The following is a 22,326-nucleotide window of genomic DNA, read 5'->3' as shown; positions in this document are numbered from 1 at the left end:
ATGCAACTTGTAGAAGAGATAAAGCAAACTAAACAAGATATCAAAAACGTAATTGATCATGCTGATTATCATTCGCTGCCATATTCCTATTGGACAATGACGAATGTTTTGCCTTCATTTATTTGTGACTCTCTGTTGAATTGGATGCCTGATTCAAGATCTATTGCCGGTGATGTGAAGGGCAAAAGGGAAAATCATAATAAAGATCGTGTATTTGTAACCCAGCAAAAACAGAGGGAGGATCCCGCCTGTGCGGTTTTGGCGCAAGTTTTTGATTCAGAGGAAATTCGTTCTGCTTTCTCTCATTTAACAGGTGGTGATCTTTCCAATACTTGGTTAAGATTGGAATTATGCCTTGATACTGATGGGTTCTGGTTGGAACCACATACAGATATTGGGGCAAAGAAATTAACCTTTTTGCTTTCTTTATCCACTGCAGAAGGGGCCGAGGGATGGGGGACCGATATCATGAATGAGGAAGGTCAGTCTTTGGGAAGAAGCTCAGGCGTTTTCAATTCAGCATTTTTATTTATTCCCGCTAAAAATACCTGGCATGGTTTTGAAAAGCGACCTATCAAGGGAGTGCGTCGTACCCTTATTTTAAATTATGTAGATTCAAGTTGGCGTGCAAAACATGAATTGGCATTTCCCTCGTAATTGAATAAAGTCTTTTTAATTAAGATTAAAGATATATATAATTTGCAACTTGATAAATATCAGCAGAAGAGAGATTAAGGAATTATGGGTGAGGTTGTGCGAGAGCAAATGGAATTCGATATTTTAATCGTTGGTGGAGGACCTGCCGGTCTTTCAGCGGCAATACGATTAAAGCAATTACTTCCATCTCTTGAGATCTGTTTGATTGAAAAGGCTTCTGAAATTGGTGCCCATATTGTTTCAGGAGTGGTGATCGAACCGACAGCGCTTAATGAGTTGATCCCAGATTGGCAGCAAAAAAACGCCCCTTTAGACACGTCGGTTCAGCATGAGGCATTTTTTTATCTGCCGAATGAAGACAAGTCTATAAATATCCCCATTATTAAATCTATTATGCCTCAAATGGACAATGAGGGAAATTATGTGGGAAGTTTGGGTGATTTTTGTCGGTGGCTGGCCGCAGAAGCTGAAGCAATGGACATTCAAATTTTTCCAGGATTTGCTGGTAGTGATCTCATAATTGAAAATAATCGAGTTATGGGTGTAGTGACTGGTGATATGGGACTTGAAAAAGATGGCAGCCAGGGAGGCAATTATGTTCCAGGTATGGAGCTAAGGGCAAAATATACGTTATTTGCAGAAGGCTGTCGTGGTTCCTTATCCAAAAAGCTCATGGGCTTTTTCAATTTACGTCAAGGTGTTGACCCACAAACATACGGAATTGGAATTAAGGAATTATGGGAAATTCCACAGGAAAAATTTTCGGCTGGATATATACAGCATAGCTTTGGTTGGCCCTTGGACAATCGCACTTATGGTGGTTCATGGCTTTATCATTTTGGCAGTAATTTGGTTTCATGTGGTTTTGTTTTGGGATTGGATTACGAAAATACCTGGCTTTCTCCATTTGATGAAATGCAGCGTGTAAAAAAACATCCCATTATCCGCAAATATTTAGAGGGAGGCAGAAGAATAGGATACTCTGCCCGTGCATTATCTGAAGGTGGATACCAATCCATTCCAAAACTGACCTTTCCTGGTGGTCTATTAATCGGAGATGCAGCAGGCTTTTTGAATGTTCCAAAAATTAAGGGAACGCATACTGCAATGAAATCAGGAATGATTGCCGCTGAGTCGATTGTTGAGGCATTAAATACACAACAAGCAGAACCTATGATTTATCAATTTCGTATCCGTAAATCCTGGGTTTATGATGAATTGTATCAAGTGAGGAATATTCGTCCCGCATTTGCAAAATTTGGTGCAAAGTTTGCAACATTGTATACGGGATTTGATTCCTTGGTTCGGGGGAAAGTGCCTTGGACCTTTCGCCATCGTTTGGCTGATAACGATAAATTAAAAGCGGCTTCTTTATGTGTTAAACCTGATTATCCAAAGCCCGATGACAAATTGACATTCAGTCGTGAATCTTCCGTATTTTTGGCGAATATTGATCATCGTGATGATCAGCCTGTTCATCTGAAATTAAAAAATCCCTCAATTTGGAAAACGGTTAATTGGGATATTTTCAAGGCTCCTGAAACAAGATATTGTCCGGCCGGTGTTTACGAGGTTGTTGATGCTCATCATGAGAATCAAGAACCCAAATTACAGATTAATGCGCAAAATTGTATTCATTGTAAGACTTGTGATATCAAGGATCCAACACAGAATATCGATTGGGAAACACCTGAAGGCGGCAGTGGTCCCAATTATTCAGGGGGAATGTAGAAATCATTTAATTATGTGTAATTATAGAGAAAGGTCATTATGAAAGTAATTGTTCCGGTTAAAAGGGTTGTTGATTCCAATATAAAACCGCTGATAAAATCAGATGGATCTGATGTTGAGATTAATGGTGTAAAAATGTCCATGAATCCTTTTGATGAAACAGCTGTTGAGGAGGCTGTTCGTTTAAAGGAGAAAAAAATTGTCTCGGAAATTGTGGTTGTTTCCATAGGAGAAGCGAAATGCCAAGATACATTGCGAACAGCTATGGCAATGGGGGCGGATCGGGGAATTCTGGTGACAACGGATAAGGCTGTGGAGTCTCTGACCGTTGCAAAAATTTTGCAACATTTAGTGGATAGGGAAAAACCCGACCTTGTGTTAATGGGTAAACAGGCCTCTGATGATGATATGAATGCGACAGGGCAGATATTAGCTGCCAAACTTGGATGGGGACAGGGTACTTTTGTCAGTAAACTGGAGTTATCTAATGGACACGCAAAAATTGCCAGGGAAGTCGATGATGGACAGGAAATTCTCGAGCTAACATTGCCAGCAGTTATTACAACCGATTTACGGTTGAACGAACCTCGTTATGCATCATTACCCAATATTATGAAAGCACGTAAAAAGCCTTTGGAAACGGTCGCTTTATGTGAATTGGGAATTGAGGCAAAAAAACATTTGGAAGTTATTTCAGTAAAAGAATCCTCTTCGTCTCGTGAAAGCGTCATTGTTGATTCCGTTGATGCATTACTTGATAAACTTAAAAATGAAGCAAAGGTAATTTAAGAATGACCGTTTTAGTTTTGGCAAGTTATGAAAAAGGTGATCAAATTCGTTCTATTACCCGATCAGCGATTACAGCCGCATCCAAACTAGGGGAAGTTCATGTTCTATTAGCTGGGAAAAACCTAGAAGCAATAACGAAAAAGGCTGTGGCGCTGGCTGGTGTTTCAAAGGTGCTGGTTGCCGATCATGAGGTGTATGCCCATATGTTGGCAGAGCCAACCGCAGATCTGATTGCATCTCTGGCCGATTCTTATGATACGGTTATTGTTCCTGCAAATGCTGAAGGAAAAGATATTTTGCCTCGCGTTGCTGGGTTGTTGGATATGCAGCCTGTATCTGATGTTATCGAAATTATTGATGCCTCCACCTTTGTGAGACCTATTTATGCTGGGAGCATTTTGGCAACAGTTAAGTCTCATGATTCCAAAAAGCTTTTATCTGTTCGTGGAACGGCTTTTGCTCCTGTTGCTGAAGATGGGGGGAGTGCCGAGATTGAGATTCTGGGTAATTTTCCCGGTTCAGAAAAATTATTATCCAAATTCTGTGAACTGCAAATTTCCCAATCGGACAGACCAGAATTGGAATCTGCCCGTGTTGTTATTTCAGGCGGACGGGGTATGCAAAGCGGTGAAAACTTTGTGTTAATTGAAAAGGTGGCGGATCAATTAAATGCCGCCATTGGGGCATCTCGTGCTGCAGTTGATGCCGGATTTATCAATAATGATTGTCAGGTTGGCCAAACAGGGAAAATTGTTGCTCCGGAATTATATATCGCAGTAGCCATTTCTGGTGCCATTCAGCATCTTGCGGGTATGAAAGACAGTAAGATCGTGGTTGCAATTAACAAAGATCCCGATGCTCCAATTTTCAAGGCTTCAGATTATGGTATTGTTGGCGACTTATTTGAAATTCTCCCTCAATTAGAGGAAAAACTTAAAGCATTAAGATAAAAGATTTTCAATTGAGGCATGATTTTTTAACAATGTTTCAATTGAATGAATAAGGTTAAGTTGAAATAATAATATTAATAAGGTTAGGATTAGGGCGATGAAATGGGAATTACAGCAACCAAGAGATAAGTATTATGTTCCAGTTATAACCATTAAATGGTTGTTGATTCTTCATCTGGCCCTAATTGTATTGCTTAGTATTATGATTATTGGTGCCTGGGAATTATAGGAATTGGTGAGCAGTTTAATTTTAAGTTGGGGAATGGCATTCTAAATAATGAAAAATGGTGACATAATCAAGGGCAATTTTTTTTTCAGTATTTTATTAAGTATTTTTGCTTTGTTATTTTATGCTTGTCATGATGATGTAAAAGCCAAAGTTGTTCATATTGTTGCTGCTGAAAATATGTACGGGGACATAGCCCAACAAATAGGGGGTGATAACGTCAAGGTTGACGTGATTTTAAATAATCCTGATCAAGATCCGCATCTATTTGAATTGACCCCGCATATCAGCAGAATGACAAGTCAAGCTGATTTAATCATCATGAATGGTTTAGGGTATGATGACTGGATCAATCGGCTAATTTCCCGTGTTGAAATAAAAAACGGAAAGGTTATCTCCATTCAGGATTTGTTAAATCGTTCTGATGGTAGTAATCCACATTTATGGTATGATCTCCAATCAGTCAAGAAATTGGCTGGGTATTTGGAGCAAAAATTATCCGTTCAGGATCCTGAACACAAGAATTCTTTTTTGCATAATCGTGATCATTTTTTGCATGAAATCGACAGTATAGATCAGCGTATTCATAAAATTCGTGTTCAGCATCCTGATTTAAGCGTGGCTGCTACGGAACCTGTTTTTGGGTTGATGGCCAAACATATGGGCTTTAGGGTATTGGAAGAATCCTATCAATGGGTAATTATGAACGGTGGAGAACCGACCCCCCAGCAAACAGCTCAATTTATCCAGGATTTTAAAACCCATAAAATAAAAATCTTGTTTTATAATAATCAGGTCAGTAACGGCGCAACAGAGCGTTTGAAAAAAATGGCGTCAATATATAAAATTCCTGTAATTGGTGTTGAAGAGATTATGCCTGTTTCTCTTTCTTATCAAACATGGATTAACCAGACATTAGATAAAATTGAGGCGGTAACACAGAGCATTCCCTGATGACAATCCTCGCTTGCAATAAGCTGCGTATTCAGTTTGGTAACCGGCTTGTTTTGTCAGATTTAACCTTTAGCATTGATGAGCCCCAGTTTATAGGGGTTTTCGGTCCTAATGGGGCGGGCAAAACAAGTTTTATGAAAACAATTTTAGGTATTTTACCTGTTCAGCAAGGAACCTTAAAAATTTTTGGAAAACATCCAAGACAGGTAAGGAAAGAAATAGCCTATATCCCTCAGTATCAAAATATGGATAGCTTTCATTTGACGGGAAGATCATTCATTGCAAGTTCTGTCCATGGGAATCGTTTGGGTTTACCGTTTCTAGCAAGAAAAGACCATCAGGAAATAGATCGGGTTCTGGATGATGTGGAGGCAAGGGATCTGGCTGATCTATCCTTGATGGAAATGTCGGGAGGCCAAAAACAGAGAATTTTATTGGCACAAGCCCTTTTGGGGGAGCCAAGATTTATTATACTGGACGAACCTTTTAATAACTTGGATCCCAAATGGGTAAAAGTTATTTTAGCCCTGATAAAAAATATACAGCAGGAAAGAAAAATTTCTGTCTTATTGTCAACGCATGATTTAAATCCGTTAATTCATGTTATGAATCAGGTATTATGTATTGGTAATCAATCAGCAATTCTGGGCAAGGTTCAGGATGTCATTACAGCAAAGACTTTAACGAAGCTTTATGGTTTCCCAATACAGGTGATAAAGGCAAATAATACGTGTTTTGTAACAACATCCTTTAATTAAGAAATTCGAAAGTATATTCTTGGATGCTTACCCTTGAATTTATGTATCATGCTTTTGCCGCTGCAGGGATTGTGGCTTTATTGACAGGGTTTATTGGTTATTTTCTTTTATTGAGAAGAGAGGCCTTTGCAGGACATGCATTATCGCATATAGGGTTCGCTGGGGCGACAGGAGCGGGACTGTTGGGAATATCCCCTTTTGCCGGACTGCTTGTTTTCAGTTTATTTGCTGGTGGATTGATCGGTTTTATAGGCCCACAGTTGAGGGATCGTGATATCGCTATTGGCCTGGTTCTGTCAGCATCAATGGGTTTAGGTCTGTTATTTCTTCATTTTTATACCCATTACGCGACACAAGTTACGAGCTTGTTATTCGGCAATATTTTTGCGGTTGATACAGTCATTTTATATGATCTTGTCGGTCTCTCATTATTTTGCCTGGCTGTTATGCTGTTTTTTATGCGACCTTTGTTATTTGCCACCTTGCAACCAGATTTGGCCGAGACAAGAGGAATCTCTTTACGATGGGTTTCGATAGTCTTTCTAATGCTGGTTGCCTGCATAACTGTTGCTTGTGTTCAAGTGACCGGTATTCTTTTGACCTTTTCTTTGATGATTGGACCTGCTGCTGTTGCCAGGCAATGGGGTAAGACAATATGGCGGGCACTTATGGTTTCGGTTTTCCTGGCTGTATTTGAGGCCTGGAGTGGTATAGTGGCTTCTTGGTATACAGACTTGCCAGTATCTTTTTGGATCAGCTTTTTTAGTTTTGTCATTTATTCAATAAGTTTGCTTTTTTTCAAAAGAAAAATATCATTTCGAAAGTATTTATAAATATCATATTGTATAAAGAGTAAGGATTGCTTAACATAACCCTTTATGGGGTATTTGAAAATTTTTATTTAAAAAGTTGATTTCTTCAGAATGCATGATTTCACGTCAAGTAAGAAATTGGTAATTTTTGTAACGGGATTATCAGGAGCTGGTAAAGCGTCCATTCTTCGGGTTTTTGAGGATCTTGGATATGAACTGGTTGATAATGCGCCTTTACAGCTTATTGCGGATGTTGTTGGGCGTGTTCAGGGGCCCATTGCAATAGGCATTGATTCCAGAACCAATGGGTTTGAGGTGAATGCATTTCTAGAGGTTTTAAATAGTTTAAAGCAGAATTCATCCCTTAAGGTTGAACTAATTTATGCCACGGCAGAGTTGGACGTTTTGTTGCGACGTTATACAGCAACCCGTCGTCGTCATCCAATGGCTGCCAATGGTACGGTTAAGGACGGGATTAATGCTGAAATAGCCTTGATGAATCCATTACGAAATGTTGCTGATCTGGTTATTGATACATCGGATCTTCCCCCTATGGAATTAAGGTTGCTTGTGGAAACAAGGTATAACTTTAATCATCTGGATACTAAAAACCGCTTTACCCTAACCTTGATGTCTTTTGCCTTTCCTGTTGGAATTCCGAGAGAGGCGGACATGGTATTCGATGCACGGTTTTTGCATAATCCTTATTATATATCAGAATTATCAGCACTGACGGGGCTGGATATGTCGATCCAGGATTATGTTAAAAGTGATCCTGATTATGAGAAATTTGTTGATCAGATTTATCAGATGCTAAGTTTGATTTTTCCCCGTTTTGCGATAGAAGGAAAAAAATACGTCACAATTGCGGTAGGATGTTCTGGTGGACGTCATCGTTCAGTTACCGTTATAGAGGACCTTGCACGTCGTATTGTTAATTCTAAAGATAAAGAAATGCGTTTCCCTGCATTGGTTATCCATCGTGAACTGGCGCGGCAGGGAATTCAGACATGGCGATGGGTTGCCCATCCTCAATAAAAATTATAATAAGTGTAAATTGTTAGAATATTAGGTTTGGAATATTAATATGGATCAACAGATTATTCCTGTTCGTCGGGCTTTGATTTCTGTTTCTGATAAAACAGGTTTAATTGATTTGGCCAAGTTATTGGCTGAAAACAGCGTGGAAATCTTGTCAACAGGTGGGACAGCCAATGCACTTCGGGATGCCGGAATAAAAGTGGTAGAGGTTTCGGATTTTACAGGATTTCCGGAAATTCTGGATGGTCGAGTTAAAACACTGGTGCCTCAAATTCATGGTGGGTTATTGGGACGACGTGATCTGGCCAGTCATCAGGAACAAATGAAACAGCATAATATTTTGCCGATTGATTTGTTGTGTGTCAATTTATACCCTTTTGAGGAAACAGTCGCGTCAGGCGCCGGTAAAGAAGATATTATAGAAAATATTGATATCGGTGGTCCAGCTTTAATCAGGGCTGCATCTAAAAACTATAGTCATGTCGCGGTGTTGACGGATGTTCATCAATATGCTGCTTTTAAAGAAGAGATGAAGCAGAATGGTGGAACAACAATACAGCAGCGGCGAAAATGGGCCCAGGCGGCTTATGCCCGGACCGCTGCATATGATGCTGCGATTGCCTGTTGGTTTGCAGGTCAAGCAAAAGATATATTTCCAGAACGCCTAAATTTAAGTGGCCAACGGAAACAGATTTTGCGATACGGGGAAAACCCTCATCAACAGGCTGCTTTTTATACGAATGATGAACAACGTCCGGGTGTTGCAACAGCCCAACAATTACAGGGTAAAGAGCTTTCCTATAATAATCTTAACGATACAGATGCAGCTTTTGAAGCGGTGGCTGAATTTGATAAACCATCTGTTGTTATTGTCAAACATGCAAACCCTTGTGGTGCAGCAAGCGCATCCTCTTTATCAGAGGCTTGGGATTTGGCTTTACGGTGTGATCCTGTTTCTGCTTTTGGAGGAATTATTGCGGTCAATCGTCCATTAGATAAAGAAATCGCACAAAAAATTATAACTATATTTAGTGAAGTGATTATTGCTCCAAAGGTCAATTCAGATGCATTGGAGATCCTTTCAAAGAAAAAGAATGTAAGGGTTTTAGAAACAGGGGCAATGCCTGATCCATTGGCACAAGGTATGACGGTTCGTACTTTGGCTGGTGGGTATCTTTTACAAAATCGTGATAATGGACGACCTTACGATTTTAAGGTTGTAACTAAACGCGAACCTACTGAAAAGGAAATGGAAGATCTGATTTTTGCCTTTACGATTGGCAAGCATGTTAAATCAAATGCAATTATTTATGTTAAAGATAAAGCGACTGTAGGGATAGGTGCGGGTCAAATGAGTCGTGTCGATTCAGCTAGGATTGCTGCCCACAAAAGTGCGGAAGCAGCTCAAGCAGCCGGTTTAGAAAAACCCATGACCCGGGGAAGTGTTGTTGCTTCAGATGCCTTTTTTCCATTTGCAGACGGTTTGCAGGCTGCCGTAGCGGCAGGAGCCACTGCGGTTATTCAGCCAGGTGGTTCAATGCGTGACAATGAGGTGATTGCGGCCGCAGATGAGGCTGGAATTGCAATGGTTTTTACGGGAATGCGCCATTTCCGTCATTAAAAGGTCAAGGGAAAATGAAACGGATAGGTTTGTTCTGTATTTCTTCTTTATTTCTGTTTGTGCAGTTTGTTTATGCGAAAGAATATCGCTTGAAAAGTCAATTTGATCCAGCTTCGGTTCAATGGTCTAAAAAAACAGGAAATGCAGCGGTCGCAGGTATGGGTATCTATCGATTATCCGATGGTACGATGAAAAGTTGTGCAGGACAAACCGTCTATTATTATCCCTATTCTGATTATGTAATGGAACAGTTGCAGTTTAGAATGCGAGGTATTACCAATATCAAGAATTTAAATCCACAGTCTGTTCAATACCGTTTTTCCGTAACTTGTGATCAAGAAGGTGATTTTCACATTGCCTATTTGCCGGCAGGAAAATGGATTTTTGTAATGAATATTCCTGTGGTTAAAAATGATGAAGACTATTCTTCTTACAATCAAGAATCAGATTTAAGTGGTGTCGCTGGGGAAGGGAATGGCATTATTTATCGGATTGTAACCCTTACCCCTCAAAAAGTCACGCAGGTTCCCTTGATTCAGGGGGATGTTAACAGCCATTAACATGAATGGTTTTGTTAATTTTTATTGAATTAATAATCGTGAATTTCGTCAAGATCGGTAAAGCGTGTAAATTCTCCTTCAAAAAAGAGGTCAATTTTACAGGTTGGGCCGTGACGTTGCTTTTCAAGAATGAGTTCTGCTTTATTATGAACCTTATTCATATCTGCTTGCCATTTTTCCAAGGCAATTTGATATTTATCCTCATTTTCAAATGTGGTTGGTTTTGGCATGCGTTGCTGTAAGTAGTATTCATCACGATAGACAAACATGACGCTATCTGCATCCTGTTCAATTGAGCCAGATTCTCGTAGGTCTGAAAGTTGTGGACGTTTATCTTCTCGGCTTTCGACCTGTCTTGAAAGTTGTGAAAGTGCAATAACGGGAATATTAAATTCTTTTGCCAGAGCTTTTAATCCTTGGGTAATTTGTGAAATTTCCAAGACCCGACTTTCAGGTTTACTGCCAACGGATGGACGCATCAGTTGTAAATAGTCGACGACAACCAATCGCAACCCTTTTGTTCGAGATAATCTTCGGCAGCGTGTTCGCATGACGGATAGACTGATTGCAGGTGTATCATCAATGTAGAGAGGAAGCTGTGATAATTCTCGGCTGACTTGAACAAAGCGATCAAATTCCCTTTGTCCAATTTCTCCACGACGGATGCGTTCACTTGAAACACGTGATTCCTCGGAAAGTAAACGGGTGGCCAATTGTTCAGAAGACATTTCCAAAGAAAAAATGGCAACAGTTCCTATTTTATGATGATTTGTATCCGATTGAATTTGTGATTCTTGTAAAAGATTGCGTGCCGCATTAAAAGCGATTTTAGTTGCCAGGGCAGTTTTCCCCATGGCAGGTCGACCAGCCAGAATAATTAAGTCAGAAGGATGCAATCCCCCAGTTCTTTTGTCCAAGTCACGTAATCCTGTCGTGAGTCCGGCGATTCCGCTACTGTTTGTAAAAGCCTTTTCAGCAATTGTAATGGCTTCTGTTAATGCATTTTCAAAGGTGACGAAACCACCCTCTTGCCCTTTATGCGTGGCAAGCTGGAAAAGCTTTTCTTCGCCTAAAGAAATCTGATCAGTGCCATTTATTTCAGTATTTGATTGAAAAGCTTCGTTGACAATATCCTCGCCAATATCAATTAACTGTCTTCTTATCCAGGCATCATGAATAATTTTACCATAATCCTTGGCATTAATAATTCCCACCATGGATTGTAATAATTGTCCTAGATAAGCTACTCCGCCAACCTGATCTAATTTTCCCGAATGTTCAAACTCAGCTTTCAAAGTAACGGCATCCGCTATTTGACCGGCTTCAATACGCTTTACAATAGCATCGTAGATTTCTTTATTGATGGGATCTGAAAAATGTTCACCAATCAAAAAATCGGCGATTTTATCATAAGCTTTATTGTTGGTCAGTAAAGCACCAAGCAATGCCTGTTCTGCTTGAATATTGGTTGGAGGCAGTCTTTGAGACATTTCCAACAAAGATGATTTATTAGAACTGGATTCTTTATTACTCACGTTTTTATTGTATCACTTTTTGTTGATTAATGGGGTTGTTAATTGTGGGGAAATCTGTGGATAATGTGGATAAGTTGATTGTTTTATGAAGTTGTATATAGGCACTCATGATATGATAAAATGAACTGGTTGGAATTTTATCGTTTCTATAATGATAGTGATCATCTAATTGATCTTGCCATGTGCCTGACGGGCAGTGGGTAAAATAACGATATAATAAGTTATGAAGAATTTGGACAAGATGGTGGCAATTCGTTTCATCTTGATTATGAATTGTCGCCCGTAAAGCTTCTGTCTGAACCCATAATCGGGCAGATTTATGGGTTAGCGTCCCGTCTCTTCTTACTTTATCCGCAACGAGTCCGGTTTTTTGATCAATGGCATGTAAACGGTTAAAAAGAAATAGACGGTCAATTTCTTTTTTATAACTGATTCCAGTCAAGCGTTGATATTCGTAAAGTAGCCAAATCCATTCATATTGATGTCCCGGCTCGATACTTTCCCGAGCCATGCAAGGAGCATTAAACCACCCTTCAGTATAATATTCACCTAAAACACCAGCTTGATGATCAAAAAAATGATTTTTAAATAGAGAAATAAGTTTGTGGGCTAAAAGAAGATCTCGTTCATTTTGGGTAACTTCGAACAAGGCCAGCGTTGCTTCCAGAAGATGCATATGCGGGTTTTGTTGACGATATCCGGCAGTCAAGGGGAGAATATTTTTAAAACCACCCTCAGGATAAGCCATAAATTGCAGGATCCATTGTATGGTCTGGCGGGCCTGTTGAATGGGTCTGGGATTATTACTTAATTTTCCATACCAGGCCAGAGAGAAAATGATAAAGGCTAGATCATATAAATCAGAAGCTTTATCAAGAATCTTTCCATTTCGTGTTAGGGATTTTGCCCAATGTCCCTCACCTTGAAGAGCATTTTGCATAAAAACATATATTCTTTCAGCAATTATGTTGCCCTTTGTCCATCCCAAAAGTCCTGCTTGACTAAAGGTATAAAGTTGACGTGCCTGAACACGCATTCGTTTGTATCCAGGAAAATCAGGTTGTCCATCAAGCTTTAGTTGTTCATGAACTCCGTAGAGAAAAGGGTTTTCTGCGGTTCCATCACATCCTATTGTTCCCCAATATGGTAAGGCCTTATCAAATAACCAGGAAGTAAAGAGGATATAGTATCGGGTTATATTTTGGGAGATAGGCATAATACTTGACTTTTTAGACTCAAATTACATTGATTTATAAATGTTTTATTTTATCAATAATATTGGTGGTTGAAAAACCTTTCTGCAATTCTGTCAAAATAACTTTGCCGTTATATTGTTCAACGATATTCTGTCCAACAACTTCTTTTCCAATATAATCTGCCCCTTTGATTAGAATATCAGGTTTTATATGTTGAATAAGATTAAGGGGGGTATCGTCGTCAAAGGCAACAACGGCATCGACATACCGTATGGCAGAAATGAGTCTGGCGCGTTCTTTTAACGGATTAATAGGTCTTTTGGGTCCTTTTAAACGTTGAATACTTGTATCTGAATTCAGTGCAACGATAAGCCGGTCACATTGTGTGCGTGCTGATTGCAAAAGCGATATATGACCTGTATGGAGGATGTCAAAACATCCATTGGTAAAACCAATAGTAAGCCTCTGTTTTTTCCATTTATTGACTTGAAGGGTCAAATCATTCAGTGAAATCAGTTCAGGTGTAACAAGAGGAAAAGTCTCTTCTGAGGATTGTGCTTTCAGTTCATTTTTAACTTCTGCAATGGTGGCGGTGGAGGTTCCCGCTTTTCCGATTACGACACCAGCAGCTGCATTTGCAATATGCATTGATTCCTTTATGCATAATCCCGAGGCGACCCCCAATGCCAAGGTTGCAATAACTGTATCGCCCGCGCCAGAAACATCAAATACCTCCCTAGCTCGGGAGGGTATATGTTGGGTGTTTCTGTTTTTTTCAACTAATGTCATTCCCTTTTCTGATCGCGTGATCAGAATGGCTTGTCCCTGGGTGATATCTAAGAGTTCCTGTCCTGCCTTTTCAAAATCGGTATCAGTTTTCAGGGACATCTGCACGGCCTGGCTTGCTTCAGCAATATTGGGTGTGATACAGGTTGCATGTCTATAAAGGGAAAAATCCCTGGATTTAGGATCAACAAATACAGGCAGGCTGTAATGCTTGGCCCTTTGTGTGATAAACTGAATAATCTCAGGGTGACAGACTCCCTTTCCGTAATCAGATATGATAACAGCCTGAACAGATGAAATATTTTTTTCAATATTTTCAATCAATAGGGTGATTTCTTCGGAATGAAGGGGAATAAGACTTTCTTCATCTGCACGAATGATTTGTTGATTTGCAGCGATAAAGCGCGATTTACAGATAGTTGGGCGATAGGGAGAGGAAATAATGGAATCTTCGGGAATATATTTCGAACGCATTATTTTTTTTATTTTCAATGCATATTCATCATTTCCGACTAATCCAACCAGAACAGCCTTACCATTTAGGGATAAAATATTATTGGCAACATTTCCAACACCGCCCAGCATTTCTTTTTGGCTGTTTAAATGAAGAACAGGTACTGGTGCCTCGGGTGAAATACGCTGGACATTTCCGTAAATAAAGCGGTCCAGCATAATGTCGCCTATGCACAGGATGGTTAAGGCTGAAAAATCCATTTTAGTATTATCGCTCATGTTGAAAATTTTGAATGAAAGGGTCTAAAAATAATTGTCTGTCTGTTTTTAATCGTTCGCTGGCTAAAATAGATTCAATTTCTTCAATAGCCTTGTTTAATTGATGATTAATAATAACATAATCGAATTCATTCCAATGGGATATTTCATCCATTGCCTTGTTCATTCTATTGTTAATTTCGTCAATATGGTCTGACCCTCTCAGTTGAAGGCGATTTTTTAGTTCATTAAGTGAGGGGGGCAAGATAAAGACACCTACAACATCATGGGGTAAAGCCTTACGAATCTGTTGATGTCCTTGCCAATCTATGTCAAAGATAAGGTCTTTGCCTTCCGACAATAGTTTTTCGACCGGAGCCCTGGGTGTACCATAACCTCGACCAAAGACGGTTGCCCATTCCAGTAACTCATCATTTTCTGCTTGTTTTTCAAATTCTTCTTGACTGATAAAATGATAATGAACACCGTGTTCCTCACCGGGTCGAGGGTCACGGGTTGTTACTGAGATCGAAGGAAACAAATTGGGTTGAGTCGCCCGGAGAGCATTGGCAATTGTTGATTTTCCAGCACCAGAAGGAGCGGAAAGAACAAAACAGATTCCTCTTTTTCTTGGAGTTGATGTTGATTTGGCTTTAGATTCAGACATACCTTGATATTCCTTGATAAGCAGTAATTATTCAAGCTTATAACAGAAAAGTAAACAATATATGTATATGAAATTACGATCAGTTCTAATCACGGGGGCATCATCAGGTATTGGGTATGCCTTGGCTATTCGGCTTGCCAAACCGGGGGTCACATTGCATTTATCAGGCCGGCGTTCGGATGCTTTGGTAGTATTGGCTGAAAAATGTTGTCAACTGGGTGCCAATGTTCATACGAAAATTATTGATGTCTGCAATCATCAGGAAATGGATAAATGGATTAAATCTGTTGGACAGCTTGATCTTGTATTGGCTTGTGCAGGAATTTCTTTCGTTCCCCATGTTGAGACCCATGCGCATGTTATTCCAGAACCAATTGCACAGTGCTATAAAATCATGCAGACCAATATGAATGGTGTCCTCAATACAGTTCTTCCCGCAATTGAGGTGATGCAAAGACAGGAATGCAATTCAGAACATATACGAGGAAGAATAGCTGCTATTGCCTCAATTGCAAGCTTTTTCACTTCGGCCTGGGCTCCATCTTATTGTGCGTCAAAAGCGGCTGTGGATCGGTTTATGGTGGCGAGTGGTATGGGTTGGTGGAAAAAATGCAGAATTCAGTTAACGAGTGTTTGTTGTGGTTTTGTTGAAACACCGATGACACAAAAAAACAAATTTTATATGCCAGGGAAAATATCGGCGGATAAGGCGGCACAATTGATATTGGAAGGGATAGAAGGGCGAAAGAGGCGTGTTATTTTTCCAGTTTGGCTTGCCATTATCGCAAGAATCCTTGATTTGTTTCCTGTTTCTTTTTTGGAAAAAATCTATTTGCCTTATCTTCAGGAACAGGATCGTCATAAATAAAAGATTTATGAATCAATGATCTGTGTGTAAAAGTTTCTATTATTTCTTTAAAATTAAGACCGTGATTTATTATGATAATTTCTGCCAAAGATCCATCAATACATAAACCCCGTTTTTGTGAAGGGTCTATTATGCGGCATGTGATCGTTATGGCCGGAACCGGCACAATTGGGTTAATGGCTGTTTTTCTGGTTGATTTTCTGAATCTTTTTTATATTTCCAGATTGGGGGATACACGTTACACAGCAGCTATTGGTTTTGCCAATGTAATTAACTTTTTGCAGGTGGCGATCTGTATTGGTATGTCTATTGGAATCACGGTCGTGACTGCACGGCTGATTGGGGCCAAAAAACATGATTTGGCAGGTCAGATTATAAATTCGTTTTTATTATTGATGACGGTAATTATGATTGTAATTGGTATTGCGATCATGGTTTTCCGATATCCAGTTTTATCTTTGTTAGGGGCACAGGATTTAGTGCTTGAACAAGCCGGTCAGTTTATAGCTATTACTTCCCCTTTTTTATGTTTTATAGGGTTGGGAATGGCATTGTCTGGATTGTTAAGGGCGGTGGGTGATGCAAAAGGATCCATGTATATCACAATTGCAGGAGCCCTGGTTACGGCGGTTTTGGATCCTTTGTTCATTTTATATTTTGGTTGGGGATTGGAAGGAGCGGCAGTAAGTACCGTTTTTTCACGAGCGGCTGTTGCCGTTTTTGGTTTTTATAGTTTGAGGAAGTATCAATTAATTCATAAGCCAGTTTGGAAAAAGATCTTTTCTGATTCTTATCCTGTTTTTGTAATTGCATTTCCTGCGATTTTAACCAATCTAGCGACACCAGCAGGAAACACTTTTGTTATCAAAACAATGGCATCTTTTGGAAGCGATGCAATTGCGGGACAAACCGCGATTGATCGTATCGTTCCTGTAGCATTTGCGTTTGTATTTGCTTTGACAGGTTCGGTGGGGCCGATTATTTCGCAAAACTTTGGTGCCGGGTTTAGGGATCGGATGTGTGAAACTTTGATGGTCTCGCTAAAATTGGTATGTTTATGTGTTTTATGTGCATGGATCCTTTTTTTTGTTGGAGAGGAATGGATCGTCAAAATGTTTGCGTTAAAGGCGGCAGGTATTGAACTGATGCGGTTATTTTGTCACTGGGTTATTTTAAGCAATTTATTTTTGGGGATGTTATTTGTTTCCAATACGGCTTTTAACAATTTGGGATATCCCTTATTGTCGACCCTGTTTAATTGGGGTAGAGCCACGTTGGGGACAATTCCCTTTGTCTGGTTTGGTGCAACCTATGGCCCGAAAGGAATATTGGTTGGTCAGGCAATTGGGGTTATGCCTTTTGGATTTTTTGCGGTTTTATGCGCTTTTTATGTCTTGCGTAATATTAAAATAAACATGGTTTCGTATCAATGAAATCTCATTTCATATTTGATTGGTTTTAAAATTACGATCCCATTTTTGAATAAGGGGATATAAAACAACCAGCAAAATCAAGACAATAATGGCAGCGATAAAAAGATTTAAAAATAAATTTTGATATAATTGAAGTGTAAGATGGTCAGTTGCTGTATTGATATTTTTTGAGGCTGCAAGATTTGCGATTTTACTGCCTATGTAAAGGGAGATACCTGAAGCCATGAAATAAGATCCGGTCATAAACCCATTCATGGATGCCGGGACATAGCGGGCAATGACCGCCAAACCGAGACCACTGGTTAAAAGTTCTCCCAGAGAAAGGAAAAAATAACCATATATCATAACCCAGGAGGATAATTGTGGAGTTGTGCTTCTAAAACAGGCAAACCACCAAATACCAAAGGCGAAGGCGACAAAACTGAAACCGGTAATGAATTTTGTGGCAATGGAAATATCATATGATTGCCTGTTTATATAGTCATATAGTTTTGCCAGAATGGGGCTGAGAATGATAATCGCAATGGGATTGAGCGCCTGAAACTGTCCCGAAGACCAATTGAAAAGATGATATGATCCGATATAAAAAGCGGGATTTATATTCCGTTGCGCGAACAAGGTCAAAGATGTTGACATTTGTTGATAGAAAATAAAGTAAAGCATTCCTTCCAGAGTTAGGATATACATTATTTTTAGACCATAACGATTTGATGAATCAATCCTGTAATACATGATGATCCATAAAAGAAAGATCAGTATAGCCGCAGCCCACATACATGCAGCAATCAAGGTTGCCGATTGAATCAGAAAGGTCATTCCGGAAATAAAGGTGACAATCCCTAGAAAAATCAGACCTTGAACCGGCCAGGATAATGGATCCTGATCTTTCTTGGGCAAATAGGGATTTAATCTTTTATGTGTGGCAAAATAATTGAGAATGCCAAGGACAAGTCCTATAAAACAGGTGATGAAGGCAGCGGACCATCCATAATGGTCTTTAAGAATTGGACAGAGAAGCATGGAAACGGTCGAGCCAACATTGACTGCCATATAATAAAGGGTAAAGGCAATGTCCAGTTGATCATCGTTTTGATCATAAATGCGTCGAACCAGCGTTGCCGCATTGGGTTTAAAAAGACCGTTTCCTGTACTGATGACAGCCATGGTAAGATATAGAATGGCTGTATCATGGGTTGCCTCTGCCAATAAAAGATAGCCCATTGCAAGAATTATGCTGCCATAAAGCATCGCTCTTCTGTTTCCAATGATTTTATCGCCAATCCATCCCCCAAGTACTGGTGCGGCATAAGTCATCGCTGAAAATGCACCGATTAGAAGATTGGCGTTCTGATCATTGAAATGCATTCTGTTAATGAGGAACAGCACTAAAATGCTTAGCATACCGTAATAGCCAAAGCGCTCCCATAATTCGATGAAAAGGACAACGGAGAAAGCTCTATTTTTCTCCCTGAAAGGATGGATGGTTACAGAAGAGGTATGCACATGTGTCTCGGTCTAAAAAAGGATATCATTATAAAAAAATTGATTGTTTCTCATTTTGAAGTAAACAGTATATAATTACAGAAAACCACAAATATGTGTATATTCGTATTAAATTTATTAGATTTATTTAGGTTTGTGATCGTTTATGAAAAACAATCAATGGAAATTAGCCGGCTGTTTTTTGGTAAGTTCTGTCTTTGTTAATGCCAATCTGTCAGAAAGCCAGGCCAGGCCAGAAAATGGAAATATACATCATATACGGAAGGTTGATTCGGTTCAGAAAAATAATCGGGTTGCAAAAACTGTTCTGGATTTTTCAGTATTGCCTGTTGTTAAGGGAAATGTTGCACAATATCTTCCTACCCCTTATGGCAATTTGGGTGGATTGTTATTAACGGATGGAACGCAAATCATGTTTTCCACAATGTTTGGGGAAATTGTGAAATCCTTTGTTCATCCGGGTCAGGACGTGGTGATTCGTGGGTTGAAAGCCTATTCATTACCTTTTGTCCAGGCTTTTGAGATTATCAATCAACGTGGAGAACAGATTGAGGAGGATAGTCCCGAGGCAAACTTTTCACCTGTACCTATTACTGGACCAGATTTGTCTGTAAATGGTACAGTCAAGCAAGTTTTATATAATTTGCAAGGTGAAAAAATGGGTGTTGTTTTAAAGGATGGAACAGTTATTTATATTCGCTCTTCCGATGTTAAAAAACTTGATTTTATTTTGAGTGTAGGTCAGAAAATTTATGTTAGCGGGATGGGAAATGTCAATTCTCTGGGTAAAGCGTTACAGGCAAGGATAATCGGTAAGACGGGAAATACCATGGTGGAATTGTCGCAATTTAATGTTCCACCAGCTGGTGCCCCTGCAGGAAGTCCATCGTATGATTATATTCCGCAGTAATTTTCTTTGAAACTGGTTTTTGGAGAAGTGTTTGTATCAGTTATTGATTTCGGTTTGGAGGTTTGAAGCTATAACAATGAATCAGGAAAAGAATCAGCTTGATGCCTTTGATCAGAAATTGAATGGTTTTGAAGATCGATTAAATCCACGCTCTTCAAAAAAACGAGAAAAAAAAACAGAATATGGCAATAATCCTTGGTTTTTTGCCTGTCGTGCTGGTGTAGAAGTAGTATCTGCCTTTATTGTCGGTCTTGTAATAGGATATGGATTGGATTATTGGTTATCAACAAAACCAGTTTTTATTCTTATATTTTCAGTTTTAGGAATGATTGCGGGCATTTTTAATATCTGGCATCTTGTTAAACCTAATGATATAAGGTTAAAATAAATGCTATTTTTGGTAAGATTCGGTTTATATTGGGAGAAAATTAGTGGCCGGTCATAATATAGACGCGCTCGGTCAATTTGAGTTGCATCCAGTTTTTGGAACCTTGGGTGAAACAATCCGTTTCAGCCAGTCAGAATTAATGATGGTGATTGCAGCAGTAATTGTCCCGGTCGCTATTTATTTTGGCATGCGTCGTAAGGCAGTGGTTCCCGGTCGTTATCAGGCGGCAACAGAGATACTATATGAATTTGTATATAGTATGGCTGTGGGAACCATGGGTGAAAAGGGCAAAGGATTTTTCCCATTTATATTCGCATTGTTTTTCTTCATCCTGACGGGGAACTATCTTGGGCTTTTGCCTTTTTCTTTCGCTTTTACCAGTCATATCGTTGTAACGGTCAGCTTAGCCTTGATGGTGTTTGTCTTGGCAATCATTGTTTCCCTCAAAAATCAGGGACTGAAATTTTTTGCCCATTTCATGCCTGCTGGAGCGCCAATTTTAATGGCCCCGTTATTGGTGCCTATTGAAATTCTGTCCTATTTGTCGAGACCTGTCAGCCTGTCTATTCGTTTGTTTGCGAATATGGTTGCTGGTCACGTCATGTTGGAAATGTTTGCTGCTTTCACGATTATGTTGGCTGCTGGATTGGGATTGGCTGTTGGCGGTTTTTTAGGTATATTTCCTATTTTGCTCAATATAGCCTTATTTGCCCTTGAACTATTGGTTGGTGCATTGCAAGCTTATGTATTTACAATCCTTACCTGTATGTATTTACAAGAAGCCGTTCATCATTAACTTTGGGTTTCGTTTACTTTATTTTTAATAACAAGGAAAAAACAAATGGATCATTCGCTTCTTTTGGCTGCAAAACAGATTGGTGCCGGCCTCGCTGTTATCGCTCTTTCCGGTGTTGGTATTGGTATTGGTAATATTTTTGCAACTCTGGTAAGCAGTATTGCTCGCAATCCAGCTTCACGTTCTCATGTATTTGGTTTGGGAATGTTGGGCTTTGCTCTTACAGAAGCTGTGGCTCTTTACGCACTCCTGATCGCCTTTCTTATTCTGTTCATGTAAAGGGTTCTTTTATATGAGACGCTTTTCAGTCTTTTTTACCCGTCTGGCGGCGTCTCTCGTGGCGGGGGGATGTGCAAGCCTGTTGCTGGCACCTGTTTTTGCTACGAATGCCAGAGCTGCTGGCATGCCCCAGATGGACTTTAAAAACCCATTGGTAATGGGTCAATTTTTTTGGGTATTGATTATTTTCTTTTGTTTATTTCTGGTGGTGAAATATTTTTCAATTCCTCAGGTTGAAAATGTTATTTCCCATCGTCGTTCAAAAATTGATCAAGACTTGAATTCCGCACGTCAGGCTAAGGCACAGGCTGATAAAGCTGTCGCTGCATTAAATAAAACACGTCATGATGCTGCTTTGGAAGCGCAAAGACATGTTGATGCTATTTTACAGGAAACCAAAGCGGATTCTGCGAAAAAAATGCAGGAATTGCAAGGTAAGCTTGATCAGGAAATGAAGATTACTGAAAAACGCATCATTGAAGCTCGAAATAAAGCCCTGACCCAGGTTGATCAAATGTCAAAAGAGGTTGCGTATCTTTTGGTGAAGAAAATGCTGAATGAAGAGATAGATAGCGGCGTTATTGATCAAAAGATCAGACAGTTTGTCCCTTCGTCTTCACATTAAACAAGCAGAGAGAGTATGATGCTTTTTTTACAAGAACCACGTTTTTGGGCTGCTATTGCATTTATTTTATTCTTTGTCCTGTTTGGTAAAAAGATTTGGCGTCCCTTGGCTGCAATGATGGATAAACGGTCTGCACAGATACAGGCGGCACTGGAAGAGGCCAGCCGTTTGCGTCGGGAAGCTGAAGAAATATATACGAATGCCAGAAAAGAGCATGAGGCTGCCAAAGAAGAGGCAGAGAGAATGCTGCAAAATTCCAAGGAAATTGCAGCCCGTATTGCTGCCAAAGCAAAAAAGGATGCAGAATTTGCGGCTGAACGTCATGAACAGCTTATTCGTCAAAGAATGGCTGCTTCTGAACAAGAAGCCATTTCAGTTGTTCGTAAAGAGGCTGCTGAAATTGCTGTAAAAGCTGCAAGAGAAGTAATTGCATCTGTTATGACTGAGGAAAAAGATAAGTCCTTAATTGATCATGCAATTGCTGAAGTTCCCAAGATGTTGGCCAAAGACCAATATAATGCCTAATTTTA

Annotated in this window: 24 protein-coding genes; 19 read left to right on the top strand and 5 right to left on the bottom strand. The window is 39.6% G+C overall.

Features of this window, described 5'->3' with window-relative positions; translation table 11 throughout:
* The 11 genes from D9V35_RS08950 (at nucleotide 1) to D9V35_RS08905 (ending at nucleotide 10,099) form a co-directional block, all read left to right on the top strand.
* Nucleotides 1-657, top strand: coding sequence for a 2OG-Fe(II) oxygenase (locus D9V35_RS08950; RefSeq protein WP_122124190.1), 657 nt, complete (start codon nucleotides 1-3; stop codon nucleotides 655-657).
* 84 nt (nucleotides 658-741) lie between these two features.
* Entirely contained in the window at nucleotides 742-2,388 is a 1,647-nt protein-coding gene (locus D9V35_RS08945; protein ID WP_122124189.1) for an electron transfer flavoprotein-ubiquinone oxidoreductase, read from the top strand.
* A gap of 39 nt (nucleotides 2,389-2,427) precedes the next feature.
* Nucleotides 2,428-3,177: an electron transfer flavoprotein subunit beta/FixA family protein gene (locus D9V35_RS08940; protein WP_122124188.1), complete on the top strand. Its 750-nt coding sequence runs from the start codon at nucleotides 2,428-2,430 to the stop codon at nucleotides 3,175-3,177.
* A gap of 2 nt (nucleotides 3,178-3,179) precedes the next feature.
* Nucleotides 3,180-4,127 (top strand): electron transfer flavoprotein subunit alpha/FixB family protein, encoded by a 948-nt coding sequence (locus D9V35_RS08935; RefSeq protein WP_122124187.1) that lies wholly within the window; start codon nucleotides 3,180-3,182, stop codon nucleotides 4,125-4,127.
* 97 nt (nucleotides 4,128-4,224) lie between these two features.
* The gene (locus D9V35_RS09510) at nucleotides 4,225-4,356 is read left to right on the top strand and encodes a hypothetical protein (RefSeq protein ID WP_255412377.1); all 132 of its coding nucleotides are present in this window, start codon (nucleotides 4,225-4,227) and stop codon (nucleotides 4,354-4,356) included.
* A 48-nt stretch (nucleotides 4,357-4,404) separates the two neighbouring features.
* Nucleotides 4,405-5,307 carry a metal ABC transporter solute-binding protein, Zn/Mn family gene (locus D9V35_RS08930; protein ID WP_122124186.1) on the top strand — a complete coding sequence of 301 codons (903 nt, stop codon included), beginning with the start codon at nucleotides 4,405-4,407 and terminating at the stop codon, nucleotides 5,305-5,307.
* On the top strand, nucleotides 5,307-6,065 hold the full coding sequence (locus tag D9V35_RS08925) for a metal ABC transporter ATP-binding protein (protein WP_110439190.1): 759 nt from the start codon (nucleotides 5,307-5,309) through the stop codon (nucleotides 6,063-6,065). Before D9V35_RS08930 ends, D9V35_RS08925 begins: the two co-directional genes overlap by 1 nt.
* A gap of 23 nt (nucleotides 6,066-6,088) precedes the next feature.
* Nucleotides 6,089-6,898, top strand: coding sequence for a metal ABC transporter permease (locus D9V35_RS08920; RefSeq protein ID WP_162988619.1), 810 nt, complete (start codon nucleotides 6,089-6,091; stop codon nucleotides 6,896-6,898).
* Nucleotides 6,899-6,988: 90 nt separating this feature from the next.
* Nucleotides 6,989-7,915 carry an RNase adapter RapZ gene (gene rapZ / locus D9V35_RS08915; RefSeq protein WP_122124185.1) on the top strand — a complete coding sequence of 309 codons (927 nt, stop codon included), beginning with the start codon at nucleotides 6,989-6,991 and terminating at the stop codon, nucleotides 7,913-7,915.
* A 49-nt stretch (nucleotides 7,916-7,964) separates the two neighbouring features.
* Complete coding sequence (gene purH, locus D9V35_RS08910; protein WP_122124184.1) at nucleotides 7,965-9,539, top strand: bifunctional phosphoribosylaminoimidazolecarboxamide formyltransferase/IMP cyclohydrolase; 1,575 nt, start codon at nucleotides 7,965-7,967, stop codon at nucleotides 9,537-9,539.
* Between the two features lie 14 nt (nucleotides 9,540-9,553).
* Entirely contained in the window at nucleotides 9,554-10,099 is a 546-nt protein-coding gene (locus D9V35_RS08905; RefSeq protein ID WP_122124183.1) for a hypothetical protein, read from the top strand.
* A 29-nt stretch (nucleotides 10,100-10,128) separates the two neighbouring features.
* Here D9V35_RS08905 and D9V35_RS08900 read toward each other — a convergent pair whose 3' ends face one another.
* From D9V35_RS08900 to gmk, 4 genes are read right to left on the bottom strand one after another with little or no spacing between them, the layout of a single operon-like run.
* A complete protein-coding gene (locus D9V35_RS08900; protein ID WP_122124182.1) occupies nucleotides 10,129-11,589 on the bottom strand; it encodes a replicative DNA helicase in 1,461 nt (486 codons plus the stop codon).
* 49 nt (nucleotides 11,590-11,638) lie between these two features.
* Nucleotides 11,639-12,850 carry an AGE family epimerase/isomerase gene (locus D9V35_RS08895; protein ID WP_122124181.1) on the bottom strand — a complete coding sequence of 404 codons (1,212 nt, stop codon included), beginning with the start codon at nucleotides 12,848-12,850 and terminating at the stop codon, nucleotides 11,639-11,641.
* A gap of 34 nt (nucleotides 12,851-12,884) precedes the next feature.
* Nucleotides 12,885-14,330, bottom strand: coding sequence for a D-glycero-beta-D-manno-heptose-7-phosphate kinase (gene rfaE1, locus D9V35_RS08890; RefSeq protein WP_122124180.1), 1,446 nt, complete (start codon nucleotides 14,328-14,330; stop codon nucleotides 12,885-12,887).
* A 7-nt stretch (nucleotides 14,331-14,337) separates the two neighbouring features.
* On the bottom strand, nucleotides 14,338-14,994 hold the full coding sequence (gene gmk / locus D9V35_RS08885; RefSeq protein WP_122124179.1) for a guanylate kinase: 657 nt from the start codon (nucleotides 14,992-14,994) through the stop codon (nucleotides 14,338-14,340).
* A gap of 67 nt (nucleotides 14,995-15,061) precedes the next feature.
* On the opposite strand from gmk, the gene D9V35_RS08880 reads away from it, so the two are divergent.
* Together D9V35_RS08880 and D9V35_RS08875 are read left to right on the top strand one after the other, a co-directional pair.
* Nucleotides 15,062-15,862: an SDR family NAD(P)-dependent oxidoreductase gene (locus D9V35_RS08880; RefSeq protein ID WP_240993372.1), complete on the top strand. Its 801-nt coding sequence runs from the start codon at nucleotides 15,062-15,064 to the stop codon at nucleotides 15,860-15,862.
* 131 nt (nucleotides 15,863-15,993) lie between these two features.
* A complete protein-coding gene (locus tag D9V35_RS08875; RefSeq protein ID WP_122124314.1) occupies nucleotides 15,994-17,295 on the top strand; it encodes an MATE family efflux transporter in 1,302 nt (433 codons plus the stop codon).
* Nucleotides 17,296-17,304: 9 nt separating this feature from the next.
* On the opposite strand, the gene D9V35_RS08870 is transcribed toward D9V35_RS08875, so the two are convergent.
* On the bottom strand, nucleotides 17,305-18,798 hold the full coding sequence (locus tag D9V35_RS08870; RefSeq protein WP_122124177.1) for a peptide MFS transporter: 1,494 nt from the start codon (nucleotides 18,796-18,798) through the stop codon (nucleotides 17,305-17,307).
* Between the two features lie 145 nt (nucleotides 18,799-18,943).
* Here D9V35_RS08870 and D9V35_RS08865 point away from each other — a divergent pair, with 145 nt between their 5' ends.
* The 6 genes from D9V35_RS08865 (at nucleotide 18,944) to atpF (ending at nucleotide 22,321) form a co-directional block, all read left to right on the top strand.
* Nucleotides 18,944-19,708: a hypothetical protein gene (locus D9V35_RS08865; RefSeq protein ID WP_122124176.1), complete on the top strand. Its 765-nt coding sequence runs from the start codon at nucleotides 18,944-18,946 to the stop codon at nucleotides 19,706-19,708.
* Between the two features lie 76 nt (nucleotides 19,709-19,784).
* Nucleotides 19,785-20,096: an AtpZ/AtpI family protein gene (locus tag D9V35_RS08860; protein WP_122124175.1), complete on the top strand. Its 312-nt coding sequence runs from the start codon at nucleotides 19,785-19,787 to the stop codon at nucleotides 20,094-20,096.
* 28 nt (nucleotides 20,097-20,124) lie between these two features.
* On the top strand, nucleotides 20,125-20,892 hold the full coding sequence (locus D9V35_RS08855) for a F0F1 ATP synthase subunit A (protein ID WP_110439177.1): 768 nt from the start codon (nucleotides 20,125-20,127) through the stop codon (nucleotides 20,890-20,892).
* Between the two features lie 45 nt (nucleotides 20,893-20,937).
* Nucleotides 20,938-21,171, top strand: a complete 234-nt coding sequence (locus tag D9V35_RS08850) for an ATP synthase subunit C family protein (RefSeq protein WP_110439176.1) — start codon at nucleotides 20,938-20,940, stop codon at nucleotides 21,169-21,171.
* Nucleotides 21,172-21,184: 13 nt separating this feature from the next.
* A complete protein-coding gene (locus D9V35_RS08845; RefSeq protein ID WP_122124174.1) occupies nucleotides 21,185-21,796 on the top strand; it encodes a F0F1 ATP synthase subunit B family protein in 612 nt (203 codons plus the stop codon).
* Nucleotides 21,797-21,811: 15 nt separating this feature from the next.
* Nucleotides 21,812-22,321 carry a F0F1 ATP synthase subunit B gene (gene atpF / locus D9V35_RS08840; protein ID WP_230873476.1) on the top strand — a complete coding sequence of 170 codons (510 nt, stop codon included), beginning with the start codon at nucleotides 21,812-21,814 and terminating at the stop codon, nucleotides 22,319-22,321.
* The last annotated feature ends 5 nt before the right edge of the window (nucleotides 22,322-22,326 follow it).

This window comes from Commensalibacter melissae (assembly GCF_003691365.1).
Classification (GTDB): Bacteria; Pseudomonadota; Alphaproteobacteria; order Acetobacterales; family Acetobacteraceae; genus Commensalibacter; species Commensalibacter melissae.
This window is presented reverse-complemented; position numbering and strand designations above follow the sequence as displayed.

What these genes read in the sequence shown, in the direction of transcription:
- D9V35_RS08950 (WP_122124190.1), top strand. Translation starts at nt 1, where the DNA reads ATGCAACTTGTAGAAGAGATAAAGCAAACTAAACAAGATATCAAAAAC.
- D9V35_RS08945 (WP_122124189.1), top strand. Translation starts at nt 742, where the DNA reads ATGGGTGAGGTTGTGCGAGAGCAAATGGAATTCGATATTTTAATCGTT.
- D9V35_RS08940 (WP_122124188.1), top strand. Translation starts at nt 2,428, where the DNA reads ATGAAAGTAATTGTTCCGGTTAAAAGGGTTGTTGATTCCAATATAAAA.
- D9V35_RS08935 (WP_122124187.1), top strand. Translation starts at nt 3,180, where the DNA reads ATGACCGTTTTAGTTTTGGCAAGTTATGAAAAAGGTGATCAAATTCGT.
- D9V35_RS09510 (WP_255412377.1), top strand. Translation starts at nt 4,225, where the DNA reads ATGAAATGGGAATTACAGCAACCAAGAGATAAGTATTATGTTCCAGTT.
- D9V35_RS08930 (WP_122124186.1), top strand. Translation starts at nt 4,405, where the DNA reads ATGAAAAATGGTGACATAATCAAGGGCAATTTTTTTTTCAGTATTTTA.
- D9V35_RS08925 (WP_110439190.1), top strand. Translation starts at nt 5,307, where the DNA reads ATGACAATCCTCGCTTGCAATAAGCTGCGTATTCAGTTTGGTAACCGG.
- D9V35_RS08920 (WP_162988619.1), top strand. Translation starts at nt 6,089, where the DNA reads ATGCTTACCCTTGAATTTATGTATCATGCTTTTGCCGCTGCAGGGATT.
- rapZ (WP_122124185.1), top strand. Translation starts at nt 6,989, where the DNA reads ATGCATGATTTCACGTCAAGTAAGAAATTGGTAATTTTTGTAACGGGA.
- purH (WP_122124184.1), top strand. Translation starts at nt 7,965, where the DNA reads ATGGATCAACAGATTATTCCTGTTCGTCGGGCTTTGATTTCTGTTTCT.
- D9V35_RS08905 (WP_122124183.1), top strand. Translation starts at nt 9,554, where the DNA reads ATGAAACGGATAGGTTTGTTCTGTATTTCTTCTTTATTTCTGTTTGTG.
- D9V35_RS08900 (WP_122124182.1), bottom strand. Translation starts at nt 11,589, where the DNA reads ATGTCTCAAAGACTGCCTCCAACCAATATTCAAGCAGAACAGGCATTG.
- D9V35_RS08895 (WP_122124181.1), bottom strand. Translation starts at nt 12,850, where the DNA reads ATGCCTATCTCCCAAAATATAACCCGATACTATATCCTCTTTACTTCC.
- rfaE1 (WP_122124180.1), bottom strand. Translation starts at nt 14,330, where the DNA reads ATGGATTTTTCAGCCTTAACCATCCTGTGCATAGGCGACATTATGCTG.
- gmk (WP_122124179.1), bottom strand. Translation starts at nt 14,994, where the DNA reads ATGTCTGAATCTAAAGCCAAATCAACATCAACTCCAAGAAAAAGAGGA.
- D9V35_RS08880 (WP_240993372.1), top strand. Translation starts at nt 15,062, where the DNA reads ATGAAATTACGATCAGTTCTAATCACGGGGGCATCATCAGGTATTGGG.
- D9V35_RS08875 (WP_122124314.1), top strand. Translation starts at nt 15,994, where the DNA reads ATGCGGCATGTGATCGTTATGGCCGGAACCGGCACAATTGGGTTAATG.
- D9V35_RS08865 (WP_122124176.1), top strand. Translation starts at nt 18,944, where the DNA reads ATGAAAAACAATCAATGGAAATTAGCCGGCTGTTTTTTGGTAAGTTCT.
- D9V35_RS08860 (WP_122124175.1), top strand. Translation starts at nt 19,785, where the DNA reads ATGAATCAGGAAAAGAATCAGCTTGATGCCTTTGATCAGAAATTGAAT.
- D9V35_RS08850 (WP_110439176.1), top strand. Translation starts at nt 20,938, where the DNA reads ATGGATCATTCGCTTCTTTTGGCTGCAAAACAGATTGGTGCCGGCCTC.
- D9V35_RS08845 (WP_122124174.1), top strand. Translation starts at nt 21,185, where the DNA reads ATGAGACGCTTTTCAGTCTTTTTTACCCGTCTGGCGGCGTCTCTCGTG.
- atpF (WP_230873476.1), top strand. Translation starts at nt 21,812, where the DNA reads ATGATGCTTTTTTTACAAGAACCACGTTTTTGGGCTGCTATTGCATTT.